This is a genomic window from Martinezella sp. CNPSo 3732, assembly GCF_057784515.1.
This window is the reverse complement of the sequence record NZ_JBXSOO010000010.1, coordinates 172,070-193,129: the sequence shown is the minus strand read 5'-3', so window position 1 is coordinate 193,129 and position 21,060 is coordinate 172,070. Positions and strand designations below refer to the sequence as shown.

The following is a 21,060-nucleotide window of genomic DNA, read 5'->3' as shown; positions in this document are numbered from 1 at the left end:
GTGACGAACGCGCCGTAGTTCGGCAGGACTTCGGAGACTTTTCCCTGGCTCTTCAGGAAGGCGGCCGTGTCCTTGAGGATTTTTGCCGCGCCGGACTGATCGCCGCCACCGAGCCAGGCGGCCGATGCTTGCACGTCGGGCGTCAGCAGAGTGAGGTTTTTCAGCGCTGCTGCCTGCTGGTCTGCCGTGCCGCCCAGAAGCTTGGCAAGCGCCTTGGCGTTGTCGCTATCCGGTCCCCACGCCGCTTTATCGGCTGCGAACGAGGCGTAGTATTTGTTGATCACCGAGGCATAGGCCTTCAGGAACTTCGGGTTGTCTGCTGCGAATTTCGAGGTTGCGACCCAGGCGGAAAATGTCGGAGCGCCCTTGTCGGCGACATCTTTGGAGGTCACCAGGACTTTGCCGTTCTTCTTCAGCTCAGTGAGTGCCGGGTCCCAGACGAAGCCGCCGTCGATATCGCCGCGATTGTAGCTTGCGACGATTTCCGGCTGCGGGATGGCAAAGACCTGTACGTCCTTTTCGCTCAGGCCCAGGGACTTGATGAGGGCGAGCAGCTGATAGTGGTCGGTGGAGACCGGTGCTGCCGCGAGCTTCTTGCCCTTCAGATCGGCAAGCGTGTCGATGCCGGAGCCATTGCGTACCACCAGAGCTTCATCGACGCCGGAGATGGACGAGAGGTAGAATGCCTTCACCTCCAGCCCGCGCGAGGCGGCAGCGGCAAACGGGCTTGAGCCGACATAGCCGATCTGGACGTCGCCGGATGCGATAGCGGCGAAGATCTCCGCCCCGGAATTGAATTTGCGGAAGTCGATTTCGTAGCCGGTCTCCTTCGCGAAATCGCCATTGGCGATGGCGACCGAGGAGGGCAGGGCATCAGTCTGATAGGCGACGACGACCTTCTTGTCGGCAGCGGCCGCGCTGGCCGCCATGGAAATGCTGGCGAGACCTAAGACGGCCGCAGCGATCAGTGTATTGAACTTCATGATTAGTCCCCTTGGCCGGATCAGATTTTCCGGCGGTTCCCTGAATGCAATGCGTAGAACCTAGCGAAATCGGGGGCGGGATCGATAGAAATAGCAAACTATTTTTATAGATTATTATAGGAATTGTTTGTCTGAATTCACGAAGATGACAGGGCTAGCGCCTTTTCGGTGGAGTGAAGCCGACATAAGTAGCGACGCTCAGGAACGCGTCAAAATCCTGAACTCTGCTCTAGATCGGTCATTCCCATAGCAAAGCGAAAGCCTGCCGGCCTAACTGGTGCTTTCGCGCTCGTTGAGATCGATCTGGCCTCTTTCCGCCAGAATCGGCAGGGCGATATTATGCTGCGCCTCGTTCATTTCCTGCACCGTGACGAGCGTTCCTCCTCGTTCGAGGGCGGCTGCATAGGCGGCACGCTGCTCCTCGTGAAAGAAGATGCCCGTCAATGCATCCAGAAAGCCCATGTGATCGGTCGGTGAGGTATCGGGCCGGTTGCCCGGTGTCATGGTGATTGCGTCCTTCGGGATACCGGCATCCATCAACGCCTGGACTGCAGCTTCCGCGTCATATTCGTCGTCGAAGAATGCGGTCAATGCAAAGGAGTCGGTTTTACTTTCGCTGTTCATGGCGGGTTCTCCGTTCTCGTGGTCTCACTGTCTTAACGAGCACCTGGGAAGGGTGTTCCCTTGTGATGAGCATCCCGCATGGAACAAACAGAAGGACGATTAGTTGATCGTCATAGAATCTGGAACCATAGCGAGCCCCCAATGCTCGATAGATTTCCTTCGGCCGGCGCAGGCCCATCGCTCACTTATGAGCATGCGAATGCAGAGACACTTGATGAGCTGCATGAAGATGCTCGATCCTGCACACGCTGCGATCTCTATCGCAACGCCACTCATCTGGTGTTCGGCGAAGGGCCGGCCCGGGCCGACATCGTGCTGGTCGGCGAACAGCCGGGCGACAAGGAGGATGTGGCCGGCCGGCCTTTTGTCGGACCCGCGGGCCGGCTCCTTGATGAATGCCTTGAAGAAGCCGGCGTGGATCGAGACCGCTGCTATGTCACCAACGCCGTGAAGCATTTCAAATATCAGATGCGTGGCAAGAAGCGATTGCATGCCAGGCCCAATGCCGGCGAGGTGCAGCGCTGCGCCTGGTGGCTGGGAGCAGAGCTCGAATTGCTAAAGCCGAAACTTGTCGTCGCGCTTGGGGCGACGGCCGTATCCTCGCTGCTCGGCTCGAAAGTTAAGGTCATGCGCGACCGCGGCCAGATTCTGCATCCGTCGCGAAAACTCGATGTCCTAGTGACCATTCATCCTTCGGCGCTCCTGCGGATCAGGGAAGCGGACGAGAGGGAAAAAAACCGGCTCACCTTCATTCGGGATCTCAAAAAGATCCGAAGTTTTCTGCGGCACTGACAATCCTCTCCAGACGCAACTGCAGAACAGCAAAGGTCATGTCATGGCTGACAATCAACCCAATATTGCGGAAACCAAGCCGGATCGGCTGAAACAGCAGCCTGTTGATGACGCCGGTCGCCAAAATGATGCAACGGCTGAAAAGCGCCCCTCCTTCATTCGCCGTCATCCGTTCTCCATTCTGCTCGGCATTGTCGTGTTACTTGCACTGATCGTAGCCGCATGGTTCGTCTGGAAGATCTATTTCCATCCCTATGAGTCGACGGATGATGCCTTTGTCGATGCGCGCAGCTTTTCGGTTGCCGCCAAAGTATCCGGCTATGTTGCCGAGGTTCCGGTAACCGATAACCAGTCCGTCAAAGCCGGCGATGTCATCTTGAGGATCGATCCGCGTGACTATCAGATCGCGCTCGATCAGGCGAATGGGCAGGTAGAGGTGGCGAAGGCCTCGGTCGACAGCGCCGGCGCGCAGATCGAGGCAGCGAGCGCCGCCGTCGACGTCGCCAGGGCGCAACAGAATTCCGCCACCGCCGCTCTGCAGTTTGCACAGCAGGAATCCAATCGCCAGCAGCAACTGGTCAAGACCGGCTCCGGCAGCGTGCAGGCCGTGCAGCAGGCTACGGCAACCCTGCAGCAGGATCAGGCGAGCCTCGCCCAGATGCAGGCGAACATCATCTCGGCGCAGAAGAACAAGGCCGTTGCCGAGGCGCAGAAATCCAGTGCGCTCGCCAGCCTCAAGCAGGCGCAGGCCCAAGCCGAAGAAGCGCAGCAGAACCTTAGTTACACGACGATCACGGCGGCCCAGCCAGGACGCATCGTGCGCCTTGCCGGCGCCAAGGGGCAGTATGTGGAGGCGGGACAGGCGATCTCGACATTCGTTCCCGACGAGGTCTGGATCACGGCGAACTTCAAGGAGACGCAGCTCACAGACATGCGGCCGGGTCAGCCGGTGGACATCACGATCGATGCCTATCCCAACCACACGCTCCACGGAAAGGTAGCATCGGTTCAGCCGGGCTCTGGCACTGCCTTTTCGCTGTTGCCAGCAGAAAACGCGACCGGCAATTACGTCAAGGTCACGCAGCGCGTGCCGGTCAAGATCATCGTCGACAGATGGCCCGCTGATGTGGCAATCGGCCCCGGCATGTCCGTGGTGCCAACAGTGACGGTACGCCCGAGGAGCTGAGCGAGATGAGCGATGCAGGCGCGGCAGCGGGTGGAAGAGGAGCGTCACCCGCGCAAGTCACGAATCCCTGGCTGATCGCCATGGTGGTGTCGCTGGCAACCTTCATGGAAGTGCTGGACACTACGATTGCCAACGTGGCGCTGCGCTACATTTCAGGCGGCCTCGCCGTCAGCTCTGACGAAGCCTCCTGGGTGGTCACGACCTATCTCGTTTCCAATGCCATCGTGCTGGTTGCCAGCAGCTATTTCGCCGAACGGTTCGGACGCCGTCGGTTCTATCTCCTGTGCCTGGTGACATTCACGATCGCTTCTGTTCTGTGCGGTCTATCGTGGAATCTCCAGGTGCTGTTGATTTTCCGTGTCATACAGGGTTTTGCCGGCGGCGGCATGGTGCCGACCTCGCAGGCGATCCTTGCCGATGCTTTTCCGCCGGCAAAACGCGGTCAGGCTTTTGCGCTCTTCGGTGTCGCCGTGGTCGTAGCGCCGGTCATCGGACCGACCTTGGGCGGTTATCTCTCCGACAACCTCTCCTGGCACTGGTGCTTCCTCATCAATGGTCCCGTCGGCATATTCGCCTTCGTGCTCGTCTATCTGCTGTTGAAGGAAACTCCGAAGACGAGGGCCATGCGTGAGGAATTCCGCCAGAAGGGCGTGCGGTTCGATCTCATCGGCTTTCTGCTGGTGGCAACCTTTCTCGGCTCGCTGGAGCTCGTCCTGGATCGGGGACAGACCGATGACTGGTTCGGTTCCAACTTCATCGTCGTCATGGTCGCCATATGTGTTCTGGCCTTCCTGGCTGCCATACCGTGGGTTCTGACGAAGGCAAACCCGATCATCGATGGATGGCTGCTCGGCACCCGGCAATTCGGCTCCTGTTTCATCGTAATGATGGCAACCGGCGCAATCCTGATTGCGACGACGCAGTTCATCCCCGAGGTCGTGCAGCAGAACTACGGATATACGGCGACCTGGGCAGGCCTGGCGCTCTCGCCGGGTGGGATTGTGACCATGGTCATGATGTTCGTTGCCGGTCGTGTGAATTCCTGGGTCCAGCCGAAGTATCTGATCGCCATCGGTGCGGCGATCATTGCGATGTCCATGTGGCAGCTGACGCGGCTCTATCCCGGTCTGAACTTCAGCTTCTTCGTCTGGTCTCGTCTCTATATCGGGCTTGGCCTGCCGCTGATCTTCATCCCCATCACTTCCGCCTCCTACTATGGTTTGAGGCCCGAGCAGACCAATCAGGCATCGGCCATGATCAATGCCGCGCGCAACATCGGCGGCTCCATCGGCGTTTGTATCGCGTCAAATGTCCTGGCGCATCGGGAGCAGTGGCACCAGAGCCGCCTGGTGGAGCATGTCACGCCATCGTCACCGGCATATCAGGAGACGCTGCGAACCATGACGCGCTATTTTGCCGAGAAAGGTGCGACCATGGCGGATGCCCAGGCGCAGGCAACGGCCTGGATAGGGCAGCAGGTGCAGACCCAATCGAGCTTCCTCGCCTATATCGATGTATTCCATGTGCTGATGCTGGTCGTGCTCTGCGCCATTCCGCTTGCATTGATCCTGAGCAATGTCGATCTCAGGGAGGGTGGCGGCGGCGACATGCATTGAGCACCGCAACGATCGACCTCCCTGCAGGTGGACGGTTGGCTGACTAGGTCATTCGCCGCAGCAGCGCTATGAGGGCGTCGGTGTTGTCATGGGTCTCAAGCGAGAGCAAATGCTTGTCCGCGAGCTCGGCAATCGCCAAGGCGACTTCACGCTCCGACCATCCCGCCAGGGTCGCGGCATTCAGCAACTCTCGAAAAGCGGCTTGCAACGCGTCCTGGCAGCGAATGTCCCGGTCGGGATCATCATCGGTCACGAATGGTCGTGCGATATCGGGCATGGTTGAAAGGTGAACTGATTTGCGGGTTTTGGCAATCTATTGCGTTCAATCGCAGTCGATTGCGCCTTTTTTGCGTGTGAGAGACGTCACAGCCCGTCAAAATAATTGGTGATCACGGTTTAACGGCCTGACGCTTCGCTTTCCTCTGAACAGGCGCAGTTATCAGGCGCTCGATACTGTCATTGAAACCTGCCGCGGCACCCATCGATGCCGCTTTTGGTCACTGCTGATTTTTTCCGCATCCGGCGAAAGAAAAAGAAAGCTGTTTCTTAAATAACTTAAAATCTATGTTTTTTATAGACTACAGCGCCGCATGGTCGGCATTGGGTGCAAACATGGATGAAACGGCATGTCTTACCTTCTTAGCCTTCTTGACAAGAGCCCGATCGAACAGGGGCTCAGTGCCACCGATGCGCTCGGCGCCACGGCTCGCTTGGCCATCCGGGCCGAGGAGCTCGGCTATCATCGCTTCTGGGTCGCCGAGCATCACAACATGGCGAACCTCGCAAGTTCGGCTCCGGAAGTCCTGATCGCTCATCTTCTTGCGCGGACTTCGAGGATCCGCATCGGTTCCGGCGGCGTCATGCTGCAGCATTACAGCGCCTATAAGGTTGCCGAAGCCTTCAATCTCCTCGCCTCGCTGGCCCCCGGCCGTGTCGATCTCGGTGTCGGCAAGGCGCCAGGCGGATTTCCACTGTCGACCCGCGCGCTGCAGCGCGCCTACGATCAAGAAAAAAAGCCGGACTTTGCCGAGCAGCTTTCCGATATCAACACCTATCTCGCGGCCGATCCTCATTCAGGTGGCGCGCTGGCGACACCATTTCCGCCGCGCGCGCCGGAGCGCTTCCTTCTCGGCGCCAGCGTCGAAAGCGCGAGGCTTGCTGCGGAGAAGGGCTGGAGGTTGGTGTTTGCCGGCCATCTGAACGGCGATCCGGAAAATCTGCGCAATACCTTCGAGGCCTACGCGAATGCGACGGGCGGCCAGGTGCCGATCCTGGCGCTCGCAGCCTTTGCCGCCGAAAGCGAAGCTCATGCCCGTGAGCGCGTCGGCCAACTCCGCATCGTCAAGCTCTTCCTGCCCAATGGCCAGAGCGTCAATGTCGGCACCCAGGAACAGGCAGCGGAATTCGCGCGTCAGGCGGGCTTCGCGGACTTCCGGACCGAGGAGAAGGCGCCGAGCGTGCTGCATGGCACGGCGGCGCAGATCCGCGGTGAGCTGGACGCGCTCCATCGCCGTTACGGCGTCGAGGAATTCGTGCTCGACACGCCGGCGCTGACCGCGGCCGAACGGCTCAATTCCATAGAATTGCTCGCCAAAGAACGCCTTTCCCTCGTTGCCTGAGCGGCCTGTCCCAGGAGGATCATCATGGCTCAAAAACACGTCACTTTCGGTATCATGCTGCAAGGCCCCGGCGGCCACATGAATGCCTGGAAGCATCCGAGCGTCCCGGTCGATGCCAGCACCAATCTTAATTTCTTCGTCAAGACGGCCCGCAAGGCCGAAGAGGCCGGTATCGCCTTCGCTTTCGTCGCGGACGGTCTCTATATCAACGAGCAATCGATCCCGCATTTCCTCAATCGCTTCGAGCCGCTGACCATTCTGTCCGCGCTTGCCGCCTTCACGACAAAGCTCGGCCTCGTCGGCACGGTCTCGACCTCTTATAGCGATCCCTTCACCATTGCCCGGCAATTCGCCTCGCTCGATCTCATCAGCGGCGGCCGCGCCGGCTGGAACGCCGTGACGTCTCCGCTCGAAGGCTCCGGCCGCAACTATAGCCGCGAGCATCCCGAGCATGAATTGCGCTACGAGATCGCCGACGAGTATCTCGACGCGATCAAGGGGCTCTGGAACTCCTGGGATGACGATGCCTTCGTGCGCGACCGCGAGACCGGCGTCTACGCCGACAAAACCAAGCTGCATCGCCTGAACCACAAGGGCCGGTTCTTCCGCATCGAAGGCCCCCTCAATATCGGCCGCTCCAAGCAGGGGCAGCCGGTGGTATTCCAGGCGGGCGCCTCCGATTCCGGCATCCGACTTGCCGGCAAGCACGCCGATGCCGTCTTCACCAATGGCGGACCGCTGGAAGACGCAAAGACCTTCTACAAGCAGGTGAAGCAGAGCGCGATCGCGCATGGCCGCAGTGCGGCCGATGTGGGCATCTTTCCCGGCATAGGGCCGATCGTCGGCGCAACGCAGGAGGAGGCGGAGGCCAAGTACCAGGCGATCCGCAACCTCGTCACCATCGAGGAGGCACTGGCTTATCTCGGCCGCTTCTTCGATCATCATGATTTCAGCGCCTATCCCCTGGACGAGCCTTTCCCCGATCTCGGCGATATCGGCCGCAACAATTTCCGCGCCACGACCGACCGCATCAAGAAGACCGCGCGGGAGAAGGGGCTTACTTTGCGCGAAGTGGCGCTCGATGCTGCCACGCCGCGAACCTCCTTCATCGGCACCGCCGAGCACATCGCCAATGAGATCATCCGCTGGGTGGACGAAGAGGGCGCCGACGGCTTCATCCTCGGCTTCCCCGTCATCGGTGAAGGCTTCGACGATTTCTCCAGGCATGTCCTGCCGATCCTGACCGAGCGCGGCTATTTCGATCCCGCTTTGAAAGGCGAGACGCTGCGCGATCACCTTGGACTGCCATATCGCGAAAGCCGTTATGTGGCAGAGGCTGCCGACATCGAACCCGCAAAGGCCGTAGGCGCTTGAGCCAGGACGATCACCATGAACGCCATCATCAAGACCGCTTCGATTACCGATCCGATCGAGACAGGCATTGCCATCTATCTCGATGAGATCATCGCGCTCAGGCACGACCTGCATCAATATCCCGAACTCGCCTTTCAGGAGCATCGCACCGCCAAGAAGGTGGCCTCGCTGCTTGCGGAATGGGGATACGACGTCGCAACAGGCATAGCCGGTACCGGCGTGGTCGCGACCCTGAGGCGGGGCAATGGCAACCGCGGTATCGGTATCCGCGCCGACATGGATGCGCTGCCGATCGAGGAAGCGACCGGACTTGACTATGAGAGTGCCAATCCAGGCGTTATGCATGCCTGCGGTCATGATGGGCATACATCGATCCTGCTCGCCGCCGCCCGTTATCTCGCCGAAAGCGGCAATTTCAGCGGCACGCTGCGGCTGATATTCCAGCCGGCCGAGGAGATCGGCGCGGGTGCGCGCAAGATGTTGTCGGAGGGACTTTTCGATCGCTTCCCGGTCGATGCGGTCTTCGGCCTGCACAATTGGCCCGGTGTGCCGACGGGACAGTTCGGCTTCGTTGCCGGCCCGGCGATGGCTTCCGTCGATAAGGCGGTCATCACGATCGTCGGAAAGGGTGGGCATGGTGCCGAGCCGCATCGTGCGGTCGATCCGGTGCTGGCTTCGGCCTCGTTCATCACGGCCCTGCAAAGCGTCGTCTCGCGCAATATCGATCCTCAGGAAATGGCGGTCGCGACGGTCGGCTCCATTCATGCCGGTTCGGCTTCGAACGTCATCCCGGAAAGCGTGGAGATGAAGCTGACCATGCGCGCCTACAATGAGACAGTCCGAGCCAGATTGCAGGAGCGAATTCCCGCCTTGGCGCGCGCGCAGGCGGAAAGCTTTGGCGCCGTGGCGGAGGTCGATTACCACCTCGGTTTTCCCGCACTCGTCAATCATGCCGAAGAGACTGAATTTGCCCGTAATGTCGCTTTGCTGGCGCTGGGGACCGCTGCCGTGGAGGCGGATTTCCGGCCGCGGACGGCAAGCGAAGACTTTGCCTTCTTGCTGCAGGCCAAGCCCGGAAGCTACCTCTTCGTCGGCAATGGCGATAGCGCGCCGCTGCACAGCGCCCGCTACGATTTCAACGACGCGATCATCGCGCCGGCAGCCCGCTATTGGGTGCGGCTTGCCGAAGCTTTCCTCGCGAATGACAACGGGTGACGAACGACATGAGCGACACGTTTCTTTATACGACCACGCTGGACCCGCGCGCCAAGCCGCTGATCGACGAACTGATCCATGAATATGACAGCCGCTACGGCAACTATTTCAACGCTGAAGGGGCGGCTGCGGAACTCAACCGCTATCCGCCGGAGGCCTTCGCACCACCGCATGGCAATTTCCTGCTCCTTCTCCGAAACGGGGAGACGATCGGCGGCGGCGCTTTCAAGCACTATGACGACCAAACCGCCGAATTCAAACGGATTTGGACGCGGCACGATCTCCGTCGCCAGGGATTGGCGCGTAGGCTGCTGGTAGAACTGGAGGCCCAGGCGGCGCGGCAGGGCTATCGCCGCATCTACCTGACCACAGGTTTTCGCCAACCCGAGGCGGTCGGCCTTTATCTCAACAACGGCTACACAGCCCTGTTCGATACCTCCGTCGATCCGGAAGTCTACAAGAGCCTGCCTTTCGAGAAAGATATCAGCCATTTGGCTCTGGCCTATATCGCCGAAACCTCCGGCTCGCAGCAGCGCTTGGCGGCCGCCGGCCGGTAACGCATTGCGGATCAACGACAATCATAAGGGGTAAGCATCATGGCGCTGACGACGGATTTTGCGAGTGTCGATCGAGGCACTGGCGCCGCCGAGACGAAGACAGATTATTCGCGTTATCGCATCGTGCCGGCGAGGCATCCTGGGCGAACTGCCGGCACGATCTTTGCCGCACTTGTCATAGCGGTCGTCCTCTACTCCACCTTTACCAATCCGCGATGGGGCTGGGGCGTCTTCGCCGAGTGGTTCTTTGCGGAGCCGGTGCTGGTTGGCCTTGGCAGGACGTTGCTTCTGACAGCGCTTGCGGCGGTCTCGGGCTCCATCCTCGGAACGGCATTGGCGCTGGCGCGCGTATCGAAGTCGCCGCTGCTTGCGAGCCTCTCTTGGGGCTATATCTGGCTGCTGCGTTCGATCCCGATGATCGTGTTGCTGTTGATTCTCAACAATCTCGGCTATCTCTATGAAACCATTAGCATCGGAGTTCCGTTCAGCGACAAGGTTCTGTTCGATTATCCGACCACGCAGCTCCTGACGCCGTTTGCCGCGGCCTTTCTCGGGCTGACGCTGAATCAGTCGGCCTTCTTTGCCGAAATCGTGCGCGGCGGCATTCTGTCAGTCGACCAGGGTCAACTGGAAGCGGCCGCGTCCCTCGGCCTGTCGCGCCACCGTCAGGCGTTTCGCATCGTTCTGCCGCAGGCGATGCGCTCCATCCTGCCCACGGGCTTCAACGAGATCATCGGCCTCGCCAAGAGCACGTCGATGGTTTACGTGCTCGCCTTGCCGGAACTCTTCTACACGGTGCAGGTCATCTACCGCCGCAATCTGGAAGTCATTCCGCTGCTGATGGTAGCAACGGTCTGGTATCTCGTCATCATGACCGTGCTGTCGATCGCGCAGCACTATATCGAGCGCTATTTCTCCAAGGGTGCGGTGCGCAATCCGACACCTTTGCCGTTTCAGGCATTCTTCCGGCGCTTCCATCGGCCGCTGCCCGCTACTGTAAACGGTAGATCGGACACCGGGGCCGTTGCTGCTTTTCGGAGCGTGACAGATCTTCGTGCCAGGGGCGGTGCCGTGCGCATCCACGGCATTTCGAAGAGCTTCGGCACACTGAAAGTTCTCGACGATGTCGAGCTTAACCTTTCTGCCGGCAGCGTTACGGCCATTATCGGCCCGTCAGGCTCGGGAAAATCGACGCTGCTGCGCGCCATCAATCATCTCGAGCGCGTCGATAGCGGCTTCATTTCCGTCGATGGCGAGCTGGTCGGCTATACGCAAAAGGGCGAGGTGCTCTACGAGCTCAAGGAAAAGGACATTCTGAAGCGCCGCACCGACATCGGCATGGTCTTTCAGAACTTTAACTTGTTTCCGCATCTTACTGTTTTAGAAAACATTATCGAGGCACCCATCCAGGTACGTGGGGTGAGCCGCGACGAAACTACTGCCTATGCGCAAGAGCTTCTCGCGCGCGTCGGCCTCAGCGACAAGATCGATGCCTATCCCCGCCAGCTTTCCGGCGGCCAGCAGCAGCGTGTTGCCATCGCCCGTGCCCTGGCACTGCGGCCGAAGGTTCTTCTTTTCGACGAGCCGACCTCCGCACTTGATCCTGAACTCGTGGGCGAGGTGCTCGATGTGATCAAGGAGCTTGCGCGCACCGGCACGACGCTCGTCATCGTCACCCACGAGATCGGCTTTGCGCGCGAGGTCGCCGATAGCATCGTCTTTATGGAGGGCGGCCACATTATCGAATCCGGCACGCCCACACAGATCCTCAACGATGCGAGACATCCGCGCACGCGCGCTTTCCTCGCCAAGGTTCTCTAGCAGTCGCAGGCAAGCATTCGACGCTCTGACGCAGCAGGCGTCCGGATTATCATAGCAGCATAAACAACTTATAATTGAAAAAGGAGAAGGGAAATGACATCCATTGAGAGAGCAAAATATATCGTTGCCGGCGTTCTAACGGCGGTAGCGATGAGTGGGACGCCGACGATTGCGGCCGAAAAGTTCAACCTGAGCCCGGATACATCCAATCGCATCCGGGCCGAGAAGGACGAGGCAGCGATCAAGGCGATTGCGCCGGGCTTCAAGTTCGTCAATCCCGGCAAGTTCACAGTCGCGATCAACCCGTGGGACCCTCCGATCGCTACCTATGCGACCGACGCGAAAACGGTCGTCGGCACCGATCCCGATATCGCGCAGTTGCTCGCCGACTCCCTCGGCCTGCAGCTCGACCTGGTACCTGTCGCCTGGGAGGACTGGCCGCTCGGCGTCTCCTCAGGAAAGTATGATGCCGTCATTTCCAACGTGACGGTCACGGAAGAGCGCAAGCTGAAGTTCGATTTCTCCACCTATCGCAGGGACGTGCTCGGCTTCTACGTGAAGGCCGACAGTAAGATCACCTCGATCAAGGAACCCAAGGATGTCGCCGGCCTCAAGGTGATCACCGGCGCCGGCACCAATCAGGAAAAGATCATTCTGGAATGGGACCGGCAGAATGTGGCAGCCGGCCTGAAGCCCATCGAGGTTCAATATTACGACGACCGTGCCGCCGCCGATCTTGCCTTGCAGTCCGGTCGCGCCGATGTCGAGTTCAATCCGAATGCGACGCAGGCCTATAAGGCTGCTATCAACGGCACGAGGAAACTTGTCGGCACCGTCTCCGGCGGTTGGCCGCTGACGGCCGAAATCGCCGTGACGACGAAGAAGGGCGCCGGCCTTGCCGACGCGATCACCCTCGCACTCAACGATCTGATCAAGAACGGCAAGTACGGCGAAGTGCTGAAGCGCTGGAGCCTCTCTGCCGAAGCGGTCGATCAATCCAAGACCAACCCTGCGGGCCTGCCGAAGAGCGGTTCGTAATGTTGGTCGGGCGGGCCGGCGTCAGTGGGGCTCACGTCGGTCCGCTCCCATCCATCTCAAATGGAGAGACAGGTTCCGTGACTATCCTTATTAACTTCAAAACTATGCTGGCAGCCGCAGTGGCGCTTGCTTTGGCCGGTCTCGCTCCGGCAATGGCGGCCGAAAATTTCGATCTGAGCCCGGAACAGCCAGGACGTCTTCACGCGGCGAAAAACGAAGCGGCGATTGCCGCTATCCCAAAGGATTTCAAGTTCGTCACATCAGGCACATTCACGGTGGCAGTCGCGCCAGGCGGTCCGCCGCTTGCGACCTACGCGACAGACGCCAAGACGGTGGTCGGCGCCGATCCAGATTATGCCTATGCGGTTGCCGATGCGCTCGGCCTGAAGCTCGAGCTCGTCCCGGTCGCCTGGATCGACTGGCCGCTCGGGCTGACTTCGGGCAAATATGATGCCGTCATCTCCAATGTCGGCGTCACCGAGCAGCGCAAGGAGAAGTTCGATTTCTCCACCTATCGGCAGGGCCTGCACGGCTTCTTCGTCAAGAGTGACAGCAAGATCACTGGTATCAAGGAACCGAAGGATGCTGCCGGCTTGCGCATCATCGTCGGCGCCGGCACCAATCAGGAGCGCATCCTGCTGAAATGGAGCGACGTGGATGTCAAAGCCGGCCTGAAACCCATCGAGCTGCAATATTATGATGACGATGCAGCAAGCCTTCTGGCTCTGCGGTCCAATCGCGCCGATGTCATCGTGCAGCCGCATGCCCAGCTTGTTTACATCGCTGCCCGCGACAAGGACATCAAGCGCGTGGGCACGCTGAGCGCCGGTTGGCCGGATCGCTCGGATGTCGCGATCACCACGCGCAAGGGCAGCGGTCTCGCGGCGGCGCTCACCATCGCAACGAATGGGCTGATCAAGGATGGTACCTACGCCAAGATCCTCGACCATTGGCACCTTGCCGAAGAAGCCTTGCCGAAGTCGGAAACCAATCCGCCGGGCCTACCGAAATTTTGAGGAGACAGCCGCATGAGCCGCCAAGCCCCATCGATCAGCCATATCGGCTTTCTCACACCTGGAAATTATCCGGATGAAGATCCACTCGCCGGCCTGGAACAGACCCTGCAATTGCTCGAATACGGAGAGCAGAGGGGTTTCAACAGCGCCTGGGTTCGCCAGCGGCACTTGGAGCCCGGCATTTCCTCGGCGAGCGCCTTCCTCGCTGCGGCGACGCAGCGCACGCGCCACATCGAGCTTGGCACCGCCGTCATTCCCATCGGCTACGAAAGCCCGTATCGGCTGGCCGAGGATCTGGCGACCGTGGATGTACTGTCGCGCGGACGGCTGAACATCGGCTTGAGTGCCGGCCGGCCGCTGCATGCGGATCTGATCGGGCCGCTTGCTTTCGATGGGGACTGGGAAAGCCACGATTTCTCCCATCAGCGAGTGCTGCGCTTTGCCGACAATCTGAGGGGCGCTTATCTCGGCAATCAGGATACGCTCATCAAGACGCCGTTCGGCCCGCAGCGTCCGCGGCTTCAGCCTTATGCGAAGGGGCTGATCGATCGCATCTGGTATGGCGGCGGCTCATTGCGATCTGCCGAATGGGCCGGACGCAACGGCTTCAATCTGCTGATCGGCAATGTCACCACGGGCGAGCAGACCGACGATTTCTTCGTTGCTCAATCGCGACAGCTGGAAACCTATCGCGCGTCTGGCGGCGATACGAGGCGGGTGGCGCTCGGACGAGTCATCGTGCCCTTCGACAGCGCGGATGCGATCACCCGCAAACGCTACACCGACTATGCCGCCGGCCGCTATGAGCGCACGCTTTCACCTCAGGGCGAACGTCGCACGCTTTTCGCCCGCGATATCGTCGGCTCTTCGGATGAAATTCTTGAGCGCCTGCGCAAAGATCCGATCTTGCCTCATGTCAATGAATTCCGGCTGGAGCTGCCCTACGAATTTCATGATGAGGAATATCGGCAGATCATCCATGACTTCGTAACGCTGATCGCTCCGGAGCTTGGCTGGAAGGAGGCCACGCTTCTGCGCCGATCCGCATCCTGAGGGTTGCATAACGGCAAGACCGGGCAGGCGAGATAAGGTCCTCCCGGTCCGTATGGTGCCGACCTATCGATCGGGTCCATGGATAGCCTAGGCGGCCACCCGGCGAGGCCGAAGCGCGAGCAAGCGTAGCGCATTCATTGTCACCAGCACCGTTGCGCCGGTGTCGGCGAGGATTGCCGGCCAGAGCCCGGTGATACCAACGATCGTGGTCACCAGGAACATGCCCTTGAGGCCGAGCGCGATGGTGATGTTCTGGCCGATATTGCTCATCGTACGCTTGGAAAGATCGATCATCTCGATGACATCGCCGACGCGGCCGTGCAGCACGGCGGCATCCGCCGTTTCCAGCGCAACGTCCGTTCCTCCACCCATGGCGATCCCGACATCGGCGGCTGCCAGCGCTGGCGCGTCGTTGATGCCGTCGCCGACCTTGGCGATGTGAAAGCCTTGCTGCTTTAGCTCGCCGACAATCCTCTGCTTGTCTTCTGGCAGCAGTTGCGCGCGAACCTCTATGCCGAGTGTCTTGCCGATAGCCTGCGCCGTGCGCTGGTTGTCGCCCGTCAGCATGATTGTCTTGATGCCAGCATCGGCAAGCGCCTTGAGGCCGGCAGCCGTATCGGCACGCGGTTCGTCGCGCATGGCGAGCAGGCCGGCCGCCGTACCCTTTGCAACGATGACGGAAACCGTTTTCCCTTCATCGTTGAGCGCGGCGATCCGAGCCGATTGCTCCGAGGTCAATGATACGCGATCGGCGGCTGCCTGCGGCGATCCAAGGAAAACGTCCAAACCATCGACCGTGCCGCTCACACCTTTGCCGCCGATGGCTTTCGCGTCGATGACCTGAGGGATATCCGTTTCGGCTTCAGCCGCGCGGTCGAGGATGGCGCGGGCGAGCGGATGGCTCGATCCGGTTTCGAGCGCTGCTGCCAGCCGCAGCACCTCCGTTTCATTCATGCTTAGACCGACGATATCGGTGACCTTGGGCTTGCCTTCGGTCAGCGTGCCGGTCTTGTCGAAAGCAACAGCGGTGACCTTGCCGATGTTTTCGAGCACGGCGCCGCCCTTCAGCAACAGACCGCGGCGGGCGCCTGAAGACAGTGATGCCGCGATTGCCGCCGGCGTCGAGATGACCAGGGCGCAGGGGCAACCGATCAGCAGGATTGCCAAGCCCTTATAGACCCATTCGCTCCAGCTGGCGCCCAGAAGTAAAGGCGGAATAACCGCGACGAGCGCACCGACAACGACGACCCCAGGCGTGTAATAGCGCGAGAAGCGATCGATGAAACGCTCGGTCGGAGCCTTCGATTCCTGCGCTTCCTCGACGAGCTTGACGACGCGGGCGATGGTATTGTCGGATGCTGCCGCCGTTACGCGGACGCGCAGCGCGGCATCGCCATTGACCGTGCCCGCAAAGACGGTTGCATCCACGCCCTTGTGCACCGGCGTGCTTTCGCCTGTCACCGGCGCCTCGTCGATGGCGCTTTCGCCGGAAAGGATCACGCCGTCGGCCGGAATGCGGTCGCCCGGGCGAACCAGGATGATGGCGCCGACAGCAAGGATTTCGGCCTGCACTTCACGGGTCTTGCCATTCTCTTCAAGGAGAGCGGTCTTGGGCACCAGATCCGTCAGGGATTGAATGCTTGCGCGCGCCTTGCCGGCGGCGACACCTTCCAGCAACTCGCCGATCAGGAAGAGGAAGACGACGGCAGCAGCTTCCTCACTGGCGCCGATGATTACGGCGCCGATGGCCGCGATCGTCATCAGCATCTCGATCGAGAACGGCGTTCCCATCCTTGCGGCCATGAAGGCGCGCCGGGCGATCGGCACCAAGCCGACAAGCATGGCCGCAGTGAAGATCCACATATCCCACGCCGGTATCAGCTTGCCGACACCCCAGGCGGTGGCGAGCGCTGCGCCGCTTGCGATCGTCAGCCTGCCCTTGGCCGACTTCCACCATGGCCCGGTGGTCGGTCCATGATCGTGACCGTGAAGGCCAGCGACCGAAGCATCGCGCTCATCCGAAGCGTGGGTGTGATCGGCATGATCATGTCGATGCCCGGCGGCGCCATGGTCGTGGTCGCCGTGATCATGCTCGTGATCGTGCCCCGCATGGTCGTGGCCATCGGACTTGTACGTGTGATGATCGTGCCCGCAGCCGCAGGCATGGTCGCTCCCTTCGATCTTTGACACGGCGGCATTGCTCTGCGGCAGCGGGAAAACTTTGTAGCCCAGTCCCACGACCCGCTTGGTTATGTTGTGCAGCAGGTCCGGATCGCCCTGATGCCTGACCGTCATAGTGCCAGCGGTGACCGAGACGGAAACATCCTCGACGCCCTGCAGTCGGCGAATGGCTGTGTCGATTTTCGCAGCGCATGAAGCGCAATCCATGCCCTCTATGCGATAGCGGCTCTGTTGTGTTGTCGGCGTCATGTTTCGGTTCCAGATTTTCTACCGGAACCATTGCTACAGCCTCTAGTAACTAGAGGTACAAGAGCAATTCTATGAATTTTTTAGGCGATCGCTCGCGGTGACGGCAATCGATCCGGCCCGCACCATGAAGCCGCCTCAGTTCCCTGCGGCGGCTGCTACGACACGGCGCAGGGAGACCTATAGCAGTTTCAGCAGAACCTTGCCGGTCTTGCCGGGCGCCAGCGAGGATTTTACAGCTTCCGCGATCTCAGCGATGTCATAGGCCGCCTCCACCGGCAGCTTGACCTCACCTGAGGCGACACGCGTGATCAGTTCGCCGATCAGCCGCCGCCGCTCTTCCGCCGGCATGGCGGCGCTGACCTTGATGCCCCAGAAGCCCTTAATTGTGAGCTGCTTGAAGATCACGGCCCTCGAGGCGATCTGCATCGGCTTGCCGGCAGCAGTGCCGAAGGAAACTAGCAGGCCGTTTTCGCCCAGGAGGTCTGCCAGGTCGTTGCTTGCAACACCACCGACAGAATCGACCGCTGCACGGATCGGCGCATCGCCAATCATGGCACGTACCTTCTCCTTCCAATCGGGTGCGGCGGTCGAGACGGCATTGCCGATGCCGAATGCGGATAGCTCATCGATGCCGCCGTCTCGTCGAACGAGATTGATCATGTGTATGCCGCGGCTGTGTGCCAGCATGGCCAAGGTTTTGCCGACAGCCCCATTCGCTGCGTTCTGGATGATCCAATCGCCGCGCTCGACATTGAGGAATTCCAAAAGCGAGATAGCGCTGAACGGCATGGCGATCAGTTGCGCCGCGGCTTCGTCGGAAATCACGTCCGGCACCGGAACGAGGCTTGCTGCCGGTGCCGTGAATTGTTCGGCCCAAGTACCATGGACACCGGCCGCAACGACCCGTTTGCCGATCAATGCCTTGTCGACGTCAGGTCCGACGGCATCGACGAAACCGACCGCTTCGCTGCCGCCAATGGCGGGCAAAACCGGCTTGTAGCCATAGGCGCCGCGCACGGTCCAAAGGTCATGATTGTGGATAGGGGAGAGAATGGTGCGAATGCGCACGTCTCCGGCGGCGGGCTCCGGCAGCGGCATGTCGGCCAGATAAAGGACCGCAGCCGGATCGCCGAAGACATCGTGGATGGCACTGCGCATTGTATTTTCCTTGTGTGTTGACATGCTGGTCCTGCTTTGGATCAAAGGCCGCCGGGTGCCGAAAGGGCTTGCTCAGTGGCAAGCATGGCCTGGTCGAGCGGTGTCTTGTCTTTTCCGAGCTTCGCCAGGATTGCTGCCCCGAGCCACAGGCTATAGAGCGAACGCGCCGTCTTTTCCGGGATGCAGGATGGTGAGATCGAACCGTCCTCGCGTCCCTCGGTGATTGTTTTGGTGAGGCGGCGAATGAGATCCTCGACGCCGCCGAGGAGGATCACGCGCATATTGTCTGAGAGATCGGAGATCTCGGCAGCCAGCTTTACCACCAGGCACCGGTCGGCGAGGCTGGCTGTATTGCCATCGGAAAGCCAGGCATCCCAATAATGCATCAGGCGTTGGCGGCCATTGCCCTTCCAGCCGAAGAGCGCGTCGAGCCGCTCGGCATAATCGGAGCAATATTGCTTCAGCAGGGCGCAGCCGAAGGCCTCCTTGGATGCGAAATAGTAATAGAACGAGCCTTTCGGCACGGCGCTCTGTTCGAGCAGCTCCTTCAGGCCTACGCCTCCGAAACCCTTGCGCAGCACCAGCTCCCGCCCGATTGCGAGAATATGGCTCCGAGTCAGCTCTGATTTCTTCTTCGTCATCATGAGCGGTCCGTAACAAATAATCGACCGGTCGTCTATAAACCCGATGTTGTTCGCGGTCAGATCAGTGCGAGAGCCGCAAGCGAGAGGATCAAAGCGGGAAACATCACGAGAGCGCCGATCCTCAGAAACGCCAGTGCTCCCATGTGGAGCCCTTCGCGGCGAAGAGCGGCAAGCCAGAGGATTGTGGCGAGCGAGCCCGTAACGGAGAGGTTGGGTCCGAGATCGACGCCGATCAGCACCGCGCCGGCAATGGAATCAGGAACATGGGCGGCCTGCACCGCGCTGCCGGCGAAAAGACCGGCCGGCAAATTGTTGACGAGGTTGGAGACGATGGCAACGGAAAGCCCAGCAACGCCAACCGCCTGTGTCTGCGATTGAGCCGCCAGCAATGCCAGCTTTTGGGACAGCAGAGCGGTGAGCCCGGTGTGATTGACCGCCTCGACAATCACGAAAAGGCCCGCAACCAGAGGTATTACACTCCAGCTGATGCCACGAACCGTCTCCAGCGGATTTTGCCGCGTAAGCGCGAGAACGATGACGGTCGTGAGGAGGCCCGCGACAAATGTCGGGATGCCGAGATCGACGTTCATGGCCGACGCCACGATCAGAATGAGGGCGGTGACTATCAGACCCCATCCTGCCAGCTTGGCGCTGCGGGAAAGGGCGGGTTGTCCAACCTCGCGGGCGATCGTGTCTTCGGCCAGTGCATGGCGCTGCGTCCAGTAGAGACAGACGAAGGTAACGATGATCGACACGATTGATGGCAGCAGGAAGGTCTGCATCCAGCGCGACAGGGGCGGCATCTCGCCGCCGGCGAAGATGACCAGATTGGCTGGATTAGAGATCGGCAGCACGAAGCTCGCGGCATTCGCAATGAAGGCGCAGACCAGCAGATATGGCATGGGGTCCTTCACCCGCGCCGCACGGCAGGCTGCATAGACGGCCGGCGTAAGTACGACGGCGGTTGCGTCATTCGACAGAAATACCGTCACGACCACGCCGACGATATAGACGAGCACGAACAGCCGGCGAGGAGAGCCCCTGGCATGCGAGGTGGCGATAGCCGCCACCCAGTCGAAGAGCCCTTCGCGCCGCGCCAGCTCCGATAGCAGCATCATGCCGATCAGGAAGAGATAGACATCGAATCCTTTGGATATACCTGTCCATACATCGGCAGGGCCGATGAGCCGCAGCGCAACGAGAAGTGCTGCGCCGAGAACAGCCCAGATCGCTTCCGGCCATCGGAATGGACGTGTGACGACACCGAGGGCCGTCAGGCCGGCGATGCTCCAGGTGATGGCGGATTCGGTCATTCGGCTTGTCTTGGCAACTCTTCTGGGATTTGGGGTCGGAGCGGCTATGTAGCATCACTGCGGGCCAGCGCAAATCGTAACCACGCTATATCTCGACAGAATCCTGCATGATATGCCGATCTGACGGAGCGCTATGCCTTCTTCGCTGTTGCCGTTTTCCTTGCAGTATCGTCATGCGATTTGTCGGCTCGCTCGACAAGGACGGAACATTCTGCATGGCGTATGACATATTCGACCGTCGACCCAAATATGCGATCGATAATATCGGAGGTATGCGTCGCAAGAATGATGAGGTCGGCCTCCTTTTCTTTGGCGACGGTCAGCAGCGTCTTCGATGCCGTGCCCATGCGTACGTCGACGGAGGCGGTAATGCCGAGGCGCCTGCACAGAGCATCGAGCTTCTCCTCAGCCTCGGTGATCACTGAAACAGCCCAATCGTCGGGGCTTTCGCGTCCCGAGGGGAAACGCTCGATAACATGCGCGACCGTCAATTCACCGCCTGGAGATAAAAGTGCCTGAGACGTCCGCAATAGGCGTTCGGCGCGCTCGCGCGAGCCCAACCCAATTGCGCAAATGATCTTGTCATACATTGCATTCTCCCAAAAACGTCTCGGTCCGAAG

19 protein-coding genes are annotated in these 21,060 nt (G+C 60.2%); 11 read left to right on the top strand and 8 right to left on the bottom strand.

Translation table 11 applies throughout. The annotated features are described in order from the left end of the window. Both tauA and AC13RM_RS18230 read right to left on the bottom strand, forming a co-directional pair. On the bottom strand, nt 1-983 hold a 983-nt coding region (gene tauA, locus AC13RM_RS18235; RefSeq protein WP_488555380.1), incomplete at its 3' end, for a taurine ABC transporter substrate-binding protein. A gap of 270 nt (nt 984-1,253) precedes the next feature. Next, a complete protein-coding gene (locus AC13RM_RS18230) occupies nt 1,254-1,607 on the bottom strand; it encodes a hypothetical protein (protein WP_285203419.1) in 354 nt (117 codons plus the stop codon). A gap of 141 nt (nt 1,608-1,748) precedes the next feature. Between AC13RM_RS18230 and AC13RM_RS18225 the strand changes: the two genes are divergently transcribed. The 3 genes from AC13RM_RS18225 to AC13RM_RS18215 are packed head-to-tail and all read left to right on the top strand — an operon-like array spanning nt 1,749 to nt 5,201. After that, nucleotides 1,749-2,399, top strand: a complete 651-nt coding sequence (locus AC13RM_RS18225) for a UdgX family uracil-DNA binding protein (protein ID WP_374818249.1) — start codon at nt 1,749-1,751, stop codon at nt 2,397-2,399. A 43-nt stretch (nt 2,400-2,442) separates the two neighbouring features. Beyond that, the gene (locus AC13RM_RS18220) at nt 2,443-3,585 is read left to right on the top strand and encodes an HlyD family secretion protein (protein WP_374818246.1); all 1,143 of its coding nucleotides are present in this window, start codon (nt 2,443-2,445) and stop codon (nt 3,583-3,585) included. Nucleotides 3,586-3,590: 5 nt separating this feature from the next. After that, nucleotides 3,591-5,201 (top strand): DHA2 family efflux MFS transporter permease subunit, encoded by a 1,611-nt coding sequence (locus AC13RM_RS18215; protein ID WP_374818244.1) that lies wholly within the window; start codon nt 3,591-3,593, stop codon nt 5,199-5,201. A 43-nt stretch (nt 5,202-5,244) separates the two neighbouring features. Here AC13RM_RS18215 and AC13RM_RS18210 read toward each other — a convergent pair whose 3' ends face one another. Beyond that, a complete protein-coding gene (locus AC13RM_RS18210) occupies nt 5,245-5,454 on the bottom strand; it encodes a hypothetical protein (RefSeq protein ID WP_244575393.1) in 210 nt (69 codons plus the stop codon). A gap of 373 nt (nt 5,455-5,827) precedes the next feature. On the opposite strand from AC13RM_RS18210, the gene AC13RM_RS18205 reads away from it, so the two are divergent. From AC13RM_RS18205 to AC13RM_RS18170, 8 genes are all read left to right on the top strand, one after another. Further along, nucleotides 5,828-6,820, top strand: a complete 993-nt coding sequence (locus AC13RM_RS18205) for an LLM class flavin-dependent oxidoreductase (protein WP_374818242.1) — start codon at nt 5,828-5,830, stop codon at nt 6,818-6,820. Between the two features lie 24 nt (nt 6,821-6,844). Beyond that, nucleotides 6,845-8,194, top strand: a complete 1,350-nt coding sequence (locus AC13RM_RS18200) for an LLM class flavin-dependent oxidoreductase (RefSeq protein ID WP_488555379.1) — start codon at nt 6,845-6,847, stop codon at nt 8,192-8,194. 15 nt (nt 8,195-8,209) lie between these two features. Then, nucleotides 8,210-9,409, top strand: coding sequence for a M20 aminoacylase family protein (locus AC13RM_RS18195; RefSeq protein WP_374818238.1), 1,200 nt, complete (start codon nt 8,210-8,212; stop codon nt 9,407-9,409). An 8-nt stretch (nt 9,410-9,417) separates the two neighbouring features. After that, nucleotides 9,418-9,966, top strand: coding sequence for a GNAT family N-acetyltransferase (locus tag AC13RM_RS18190; protein ID WP_113231144.1), 549 nt, complete (start codon nt 9,418-9,420; stop codon nt 9,964-9,966). Between the two features lie 39 nt (nt 9,967-10,005). Further along, entirely contained in the window at nt 10,006-11,787 is a 1,782-nt protein-coding gene (locus AC13RM_RS18185) for an amino acid ABC transporter permease/ATP-binding protein (protein ID WP_374818235.1), read from the top strand. Between the two features lie 93 nt (nt 11,788-11,880). Next, complete coding sequence (locus AC13RM_RS18180) at nt 11,881-12,825, top strand: ABC transporter substrate-binding protein (protein WP_374818233.1); 945 nt, start codon at nt 11,881-11,883, stop codon at nt 12,823-12,825. A 104-nt stretch (nt 12,826-12,929) separates the two neighbouring features. Then, nucleotides 12,930-13,841 carry an ABC transporter substrate-binding protein gene (locus tag AC13RM_RS18175; RefSeq protein ID WP_374818387.1) on the top strand — a complete coding sequence of 304 codons (912 nt, stop codon included), beginning with the start codon at nt 12,930-12,932 and terminating at the stop codon, nt 13,839-13,841. Nucleotides 13,842-13,853: 12 nt separating this feature from the next. Then, nucleotides 13,854-14,894, top strand: a complete 1,041-nt coding sequence (locus AC13RM_RS18170) for an LLM class flavin-dependent oxidoreductase (RefSeq protein ID WP_374818231.1) — start codon at nt 13,854-13,856, stop codon at nt 14,892-14,894. An 87-nt stretch (nt 14,895-14,981) separates the two neighbouring features. Here AC13RM_RS18170 and AC13RM_RS18165 read toward each other — a convergent pair whose 3' ends face one another. From AC13RM_RS18165 to AC13RM_RS18145, 5 genes are all read right to left on the bottom strand, one after another. Continuing rightward, a complete protein-coding gene (locus AC13RM_RS18165; protein WP_374818229.1) occupies nt 14,982-17,324 on the bottom strand; it encodes a heavy metal translocating P-type ATPase in 2,343 nt (780 codons plus the stop codon). Between the two features lie 177 nt (nt 17,325-17,501). Then, nucleotides 17,502-18,482 (bottom strand): zinc-binding dehydrogenase, encoded by a 981-nt coding sequence (locus AC13RM_RS18160; RefSeq protein WP_440478740.1) that lies wholly within the window; start codon nt 18,480-18,482, stop codon nt 17,502-17,504. A gap of 41 nt (nt 18,483-18,523) precedes the next feature. Next, entirely contained in the window at nt 18,524-19,126 is a 603-nt protein-coding gene (locus tag AC13RM_RS18155; protein WP_488555378.1) for a TetR/AcrR family transcriptional regulator, read from the bottom strand. Between the two features lie 56 nt (nt 19,127-19,182). Next, nucleotides 19,183-20,439 carry an arsenic transporter gene (locus AC13RM_RS18150; protein ID WP_488555377.1) on the bottom strand — a complete coding sequence of 419 codons (1,257 nt, stop codon included), beginning with the start codon at nt 20,437-20,439 and terminating at the stop codon, nt 19,183-19,185. A gap of 131 nt (nt 20,440-20,570) precedes the next feature. Next, nucleotides 20,571-21,029, bottom strand: a complete 459-nt coding sequence (locus AC13RM_RS18145; RefSeq protein ID WP_113231153.1) for a universal stress protein — start codon at nt 21,027-21,029, stop codon at nt 20,571-20,573. Nucleotides 21,030-21,060: the final 31 nt, after the last annotated feature.

Excerpts from the sequence above, each read along its gene's own strand:
- AC13RM_RS18230 (WP_285203419.1), bottom strand. The coding sequence starts at position 1,607 with ATGAACAGCGAAAGTAAAACCGACTCCTTTGCATTGACCGCATTCTTC.
- AC13RM_RS18225 (WP_374818249.1), top strand. The coding sequence starts at position 1,749 with ATGCTCGATAGATTTCCTTCGGCCGGCGCAGGCCCATCGCTCACTTAT.
- AC13RM_RS18220 (WP_374818246.1), top strand. The coding sequence starts at position 2,443 with ATGGCTGACAATCAACCCAATATTGCGGAAACCAAGCCGGATCGGCTG.
- AC13RM_RS18215 (WP_374818244.1), top strand. The coding sequence starts at position 3,591 with ATGAGCGATGCAGGCGCGGCAGCGGGTGGAAGAGGAGCGTCACCCGCG.
- AC13RM_RS18205 (WP_374818242.1), top strand. The coding sequence starts at position 5,828 with ATGTCTTACCTTCTTAGCCTTCTTGACAAGAGCCCGATCGAACAGGGG.
- AC13RM_RS18200 (WP_488555379.1), top strand. The coding sequence starts at position 6,845 with ATGGCTCAAAAACACGTCACTTTCGGTATCATGCTGCAAGGCCCCGGC.
- AC13RM_RS18195 (WP_374818238.1), top strand. The coding sequence starts at position 8,210 with ATGAACGCCATCATCAAGACCGCTTCGATTACCGATCCGATCGAGACA.
- AC13RM_RS18190 (WP_113231144.1), top strand. The coding sequence starts at position 9,418 with ATGAGCGACACGTTTCTTTATACGACCACGCTGGACCCGCGCGCCAAG.
- AC13RM_RS18185 (WP_374818235.1), top strand. The coding sequence starts at position 10,006 with ATGGCGCTGACGACGGATTTTGCGAGTGTCGATCGAGGCACTGGCGCC.
- AC13RM_RS18180 (WP_374818233.1), top strand. The coding sequence starts at position 11,881 with ATGACATCCATTGAGAGAGCAAAATATATCGTTGCCGGCGTTCTAACG.
- AC13RM_RS18175 (WP_374818387.1), top strand. The coding sequence starts at position 12,930 with ATGCTGGCAGCCGCAGTGGCGCTTGCTTTGGCCGGTCTCGCTCCGGCA.
- AC13RM_RS18170 (WP_374818231.1), top strand. The coding sequence starts at position 13,854 with ATGAGCCGCCAAGCCCCATCGATCAGCCATATCGGCTTTCTCACACCT.
- AC13RM_RS18165 (WP_374818229.1), bottom strand. The coding sequence starts at position 17,324 with ATGACGCCGACAACACAACAGAGCCGCTATCGCATAGAGGGCATGGAT.
- AC13RM_RS18160 (WP_440478740.1), bottom strand. The coding sequence starts at position 18,482 with ATGCGCAGTGCCATCCACGATGTCTTCGGCGATCCGGCTGCGGTCCTT.
- AC13RM_RS18155 (WP_488555378.1), bottom strand. The coding sequence starts at position 19,126 with ATGATGACGAAGAAGAAATCAGAGCTGACTCGGAGCCATATTCTCGCA.
- AC13RM_RS18150 (WP_488555377.1), bottom strand. The coding sequence starts at position 20,439 with ATGACCGAATCCGCCATCACCTGGAGCATCGCCGGCCTGACGGCCCTC.
- AC13RM_RS18145 (WP_113231153.1), bottom strand. The coding sequence starts at position 21,029 with ATGTATGACAAGATCATTTGCGCAATTGGGTTGGGCTCGCGCGAGCGC.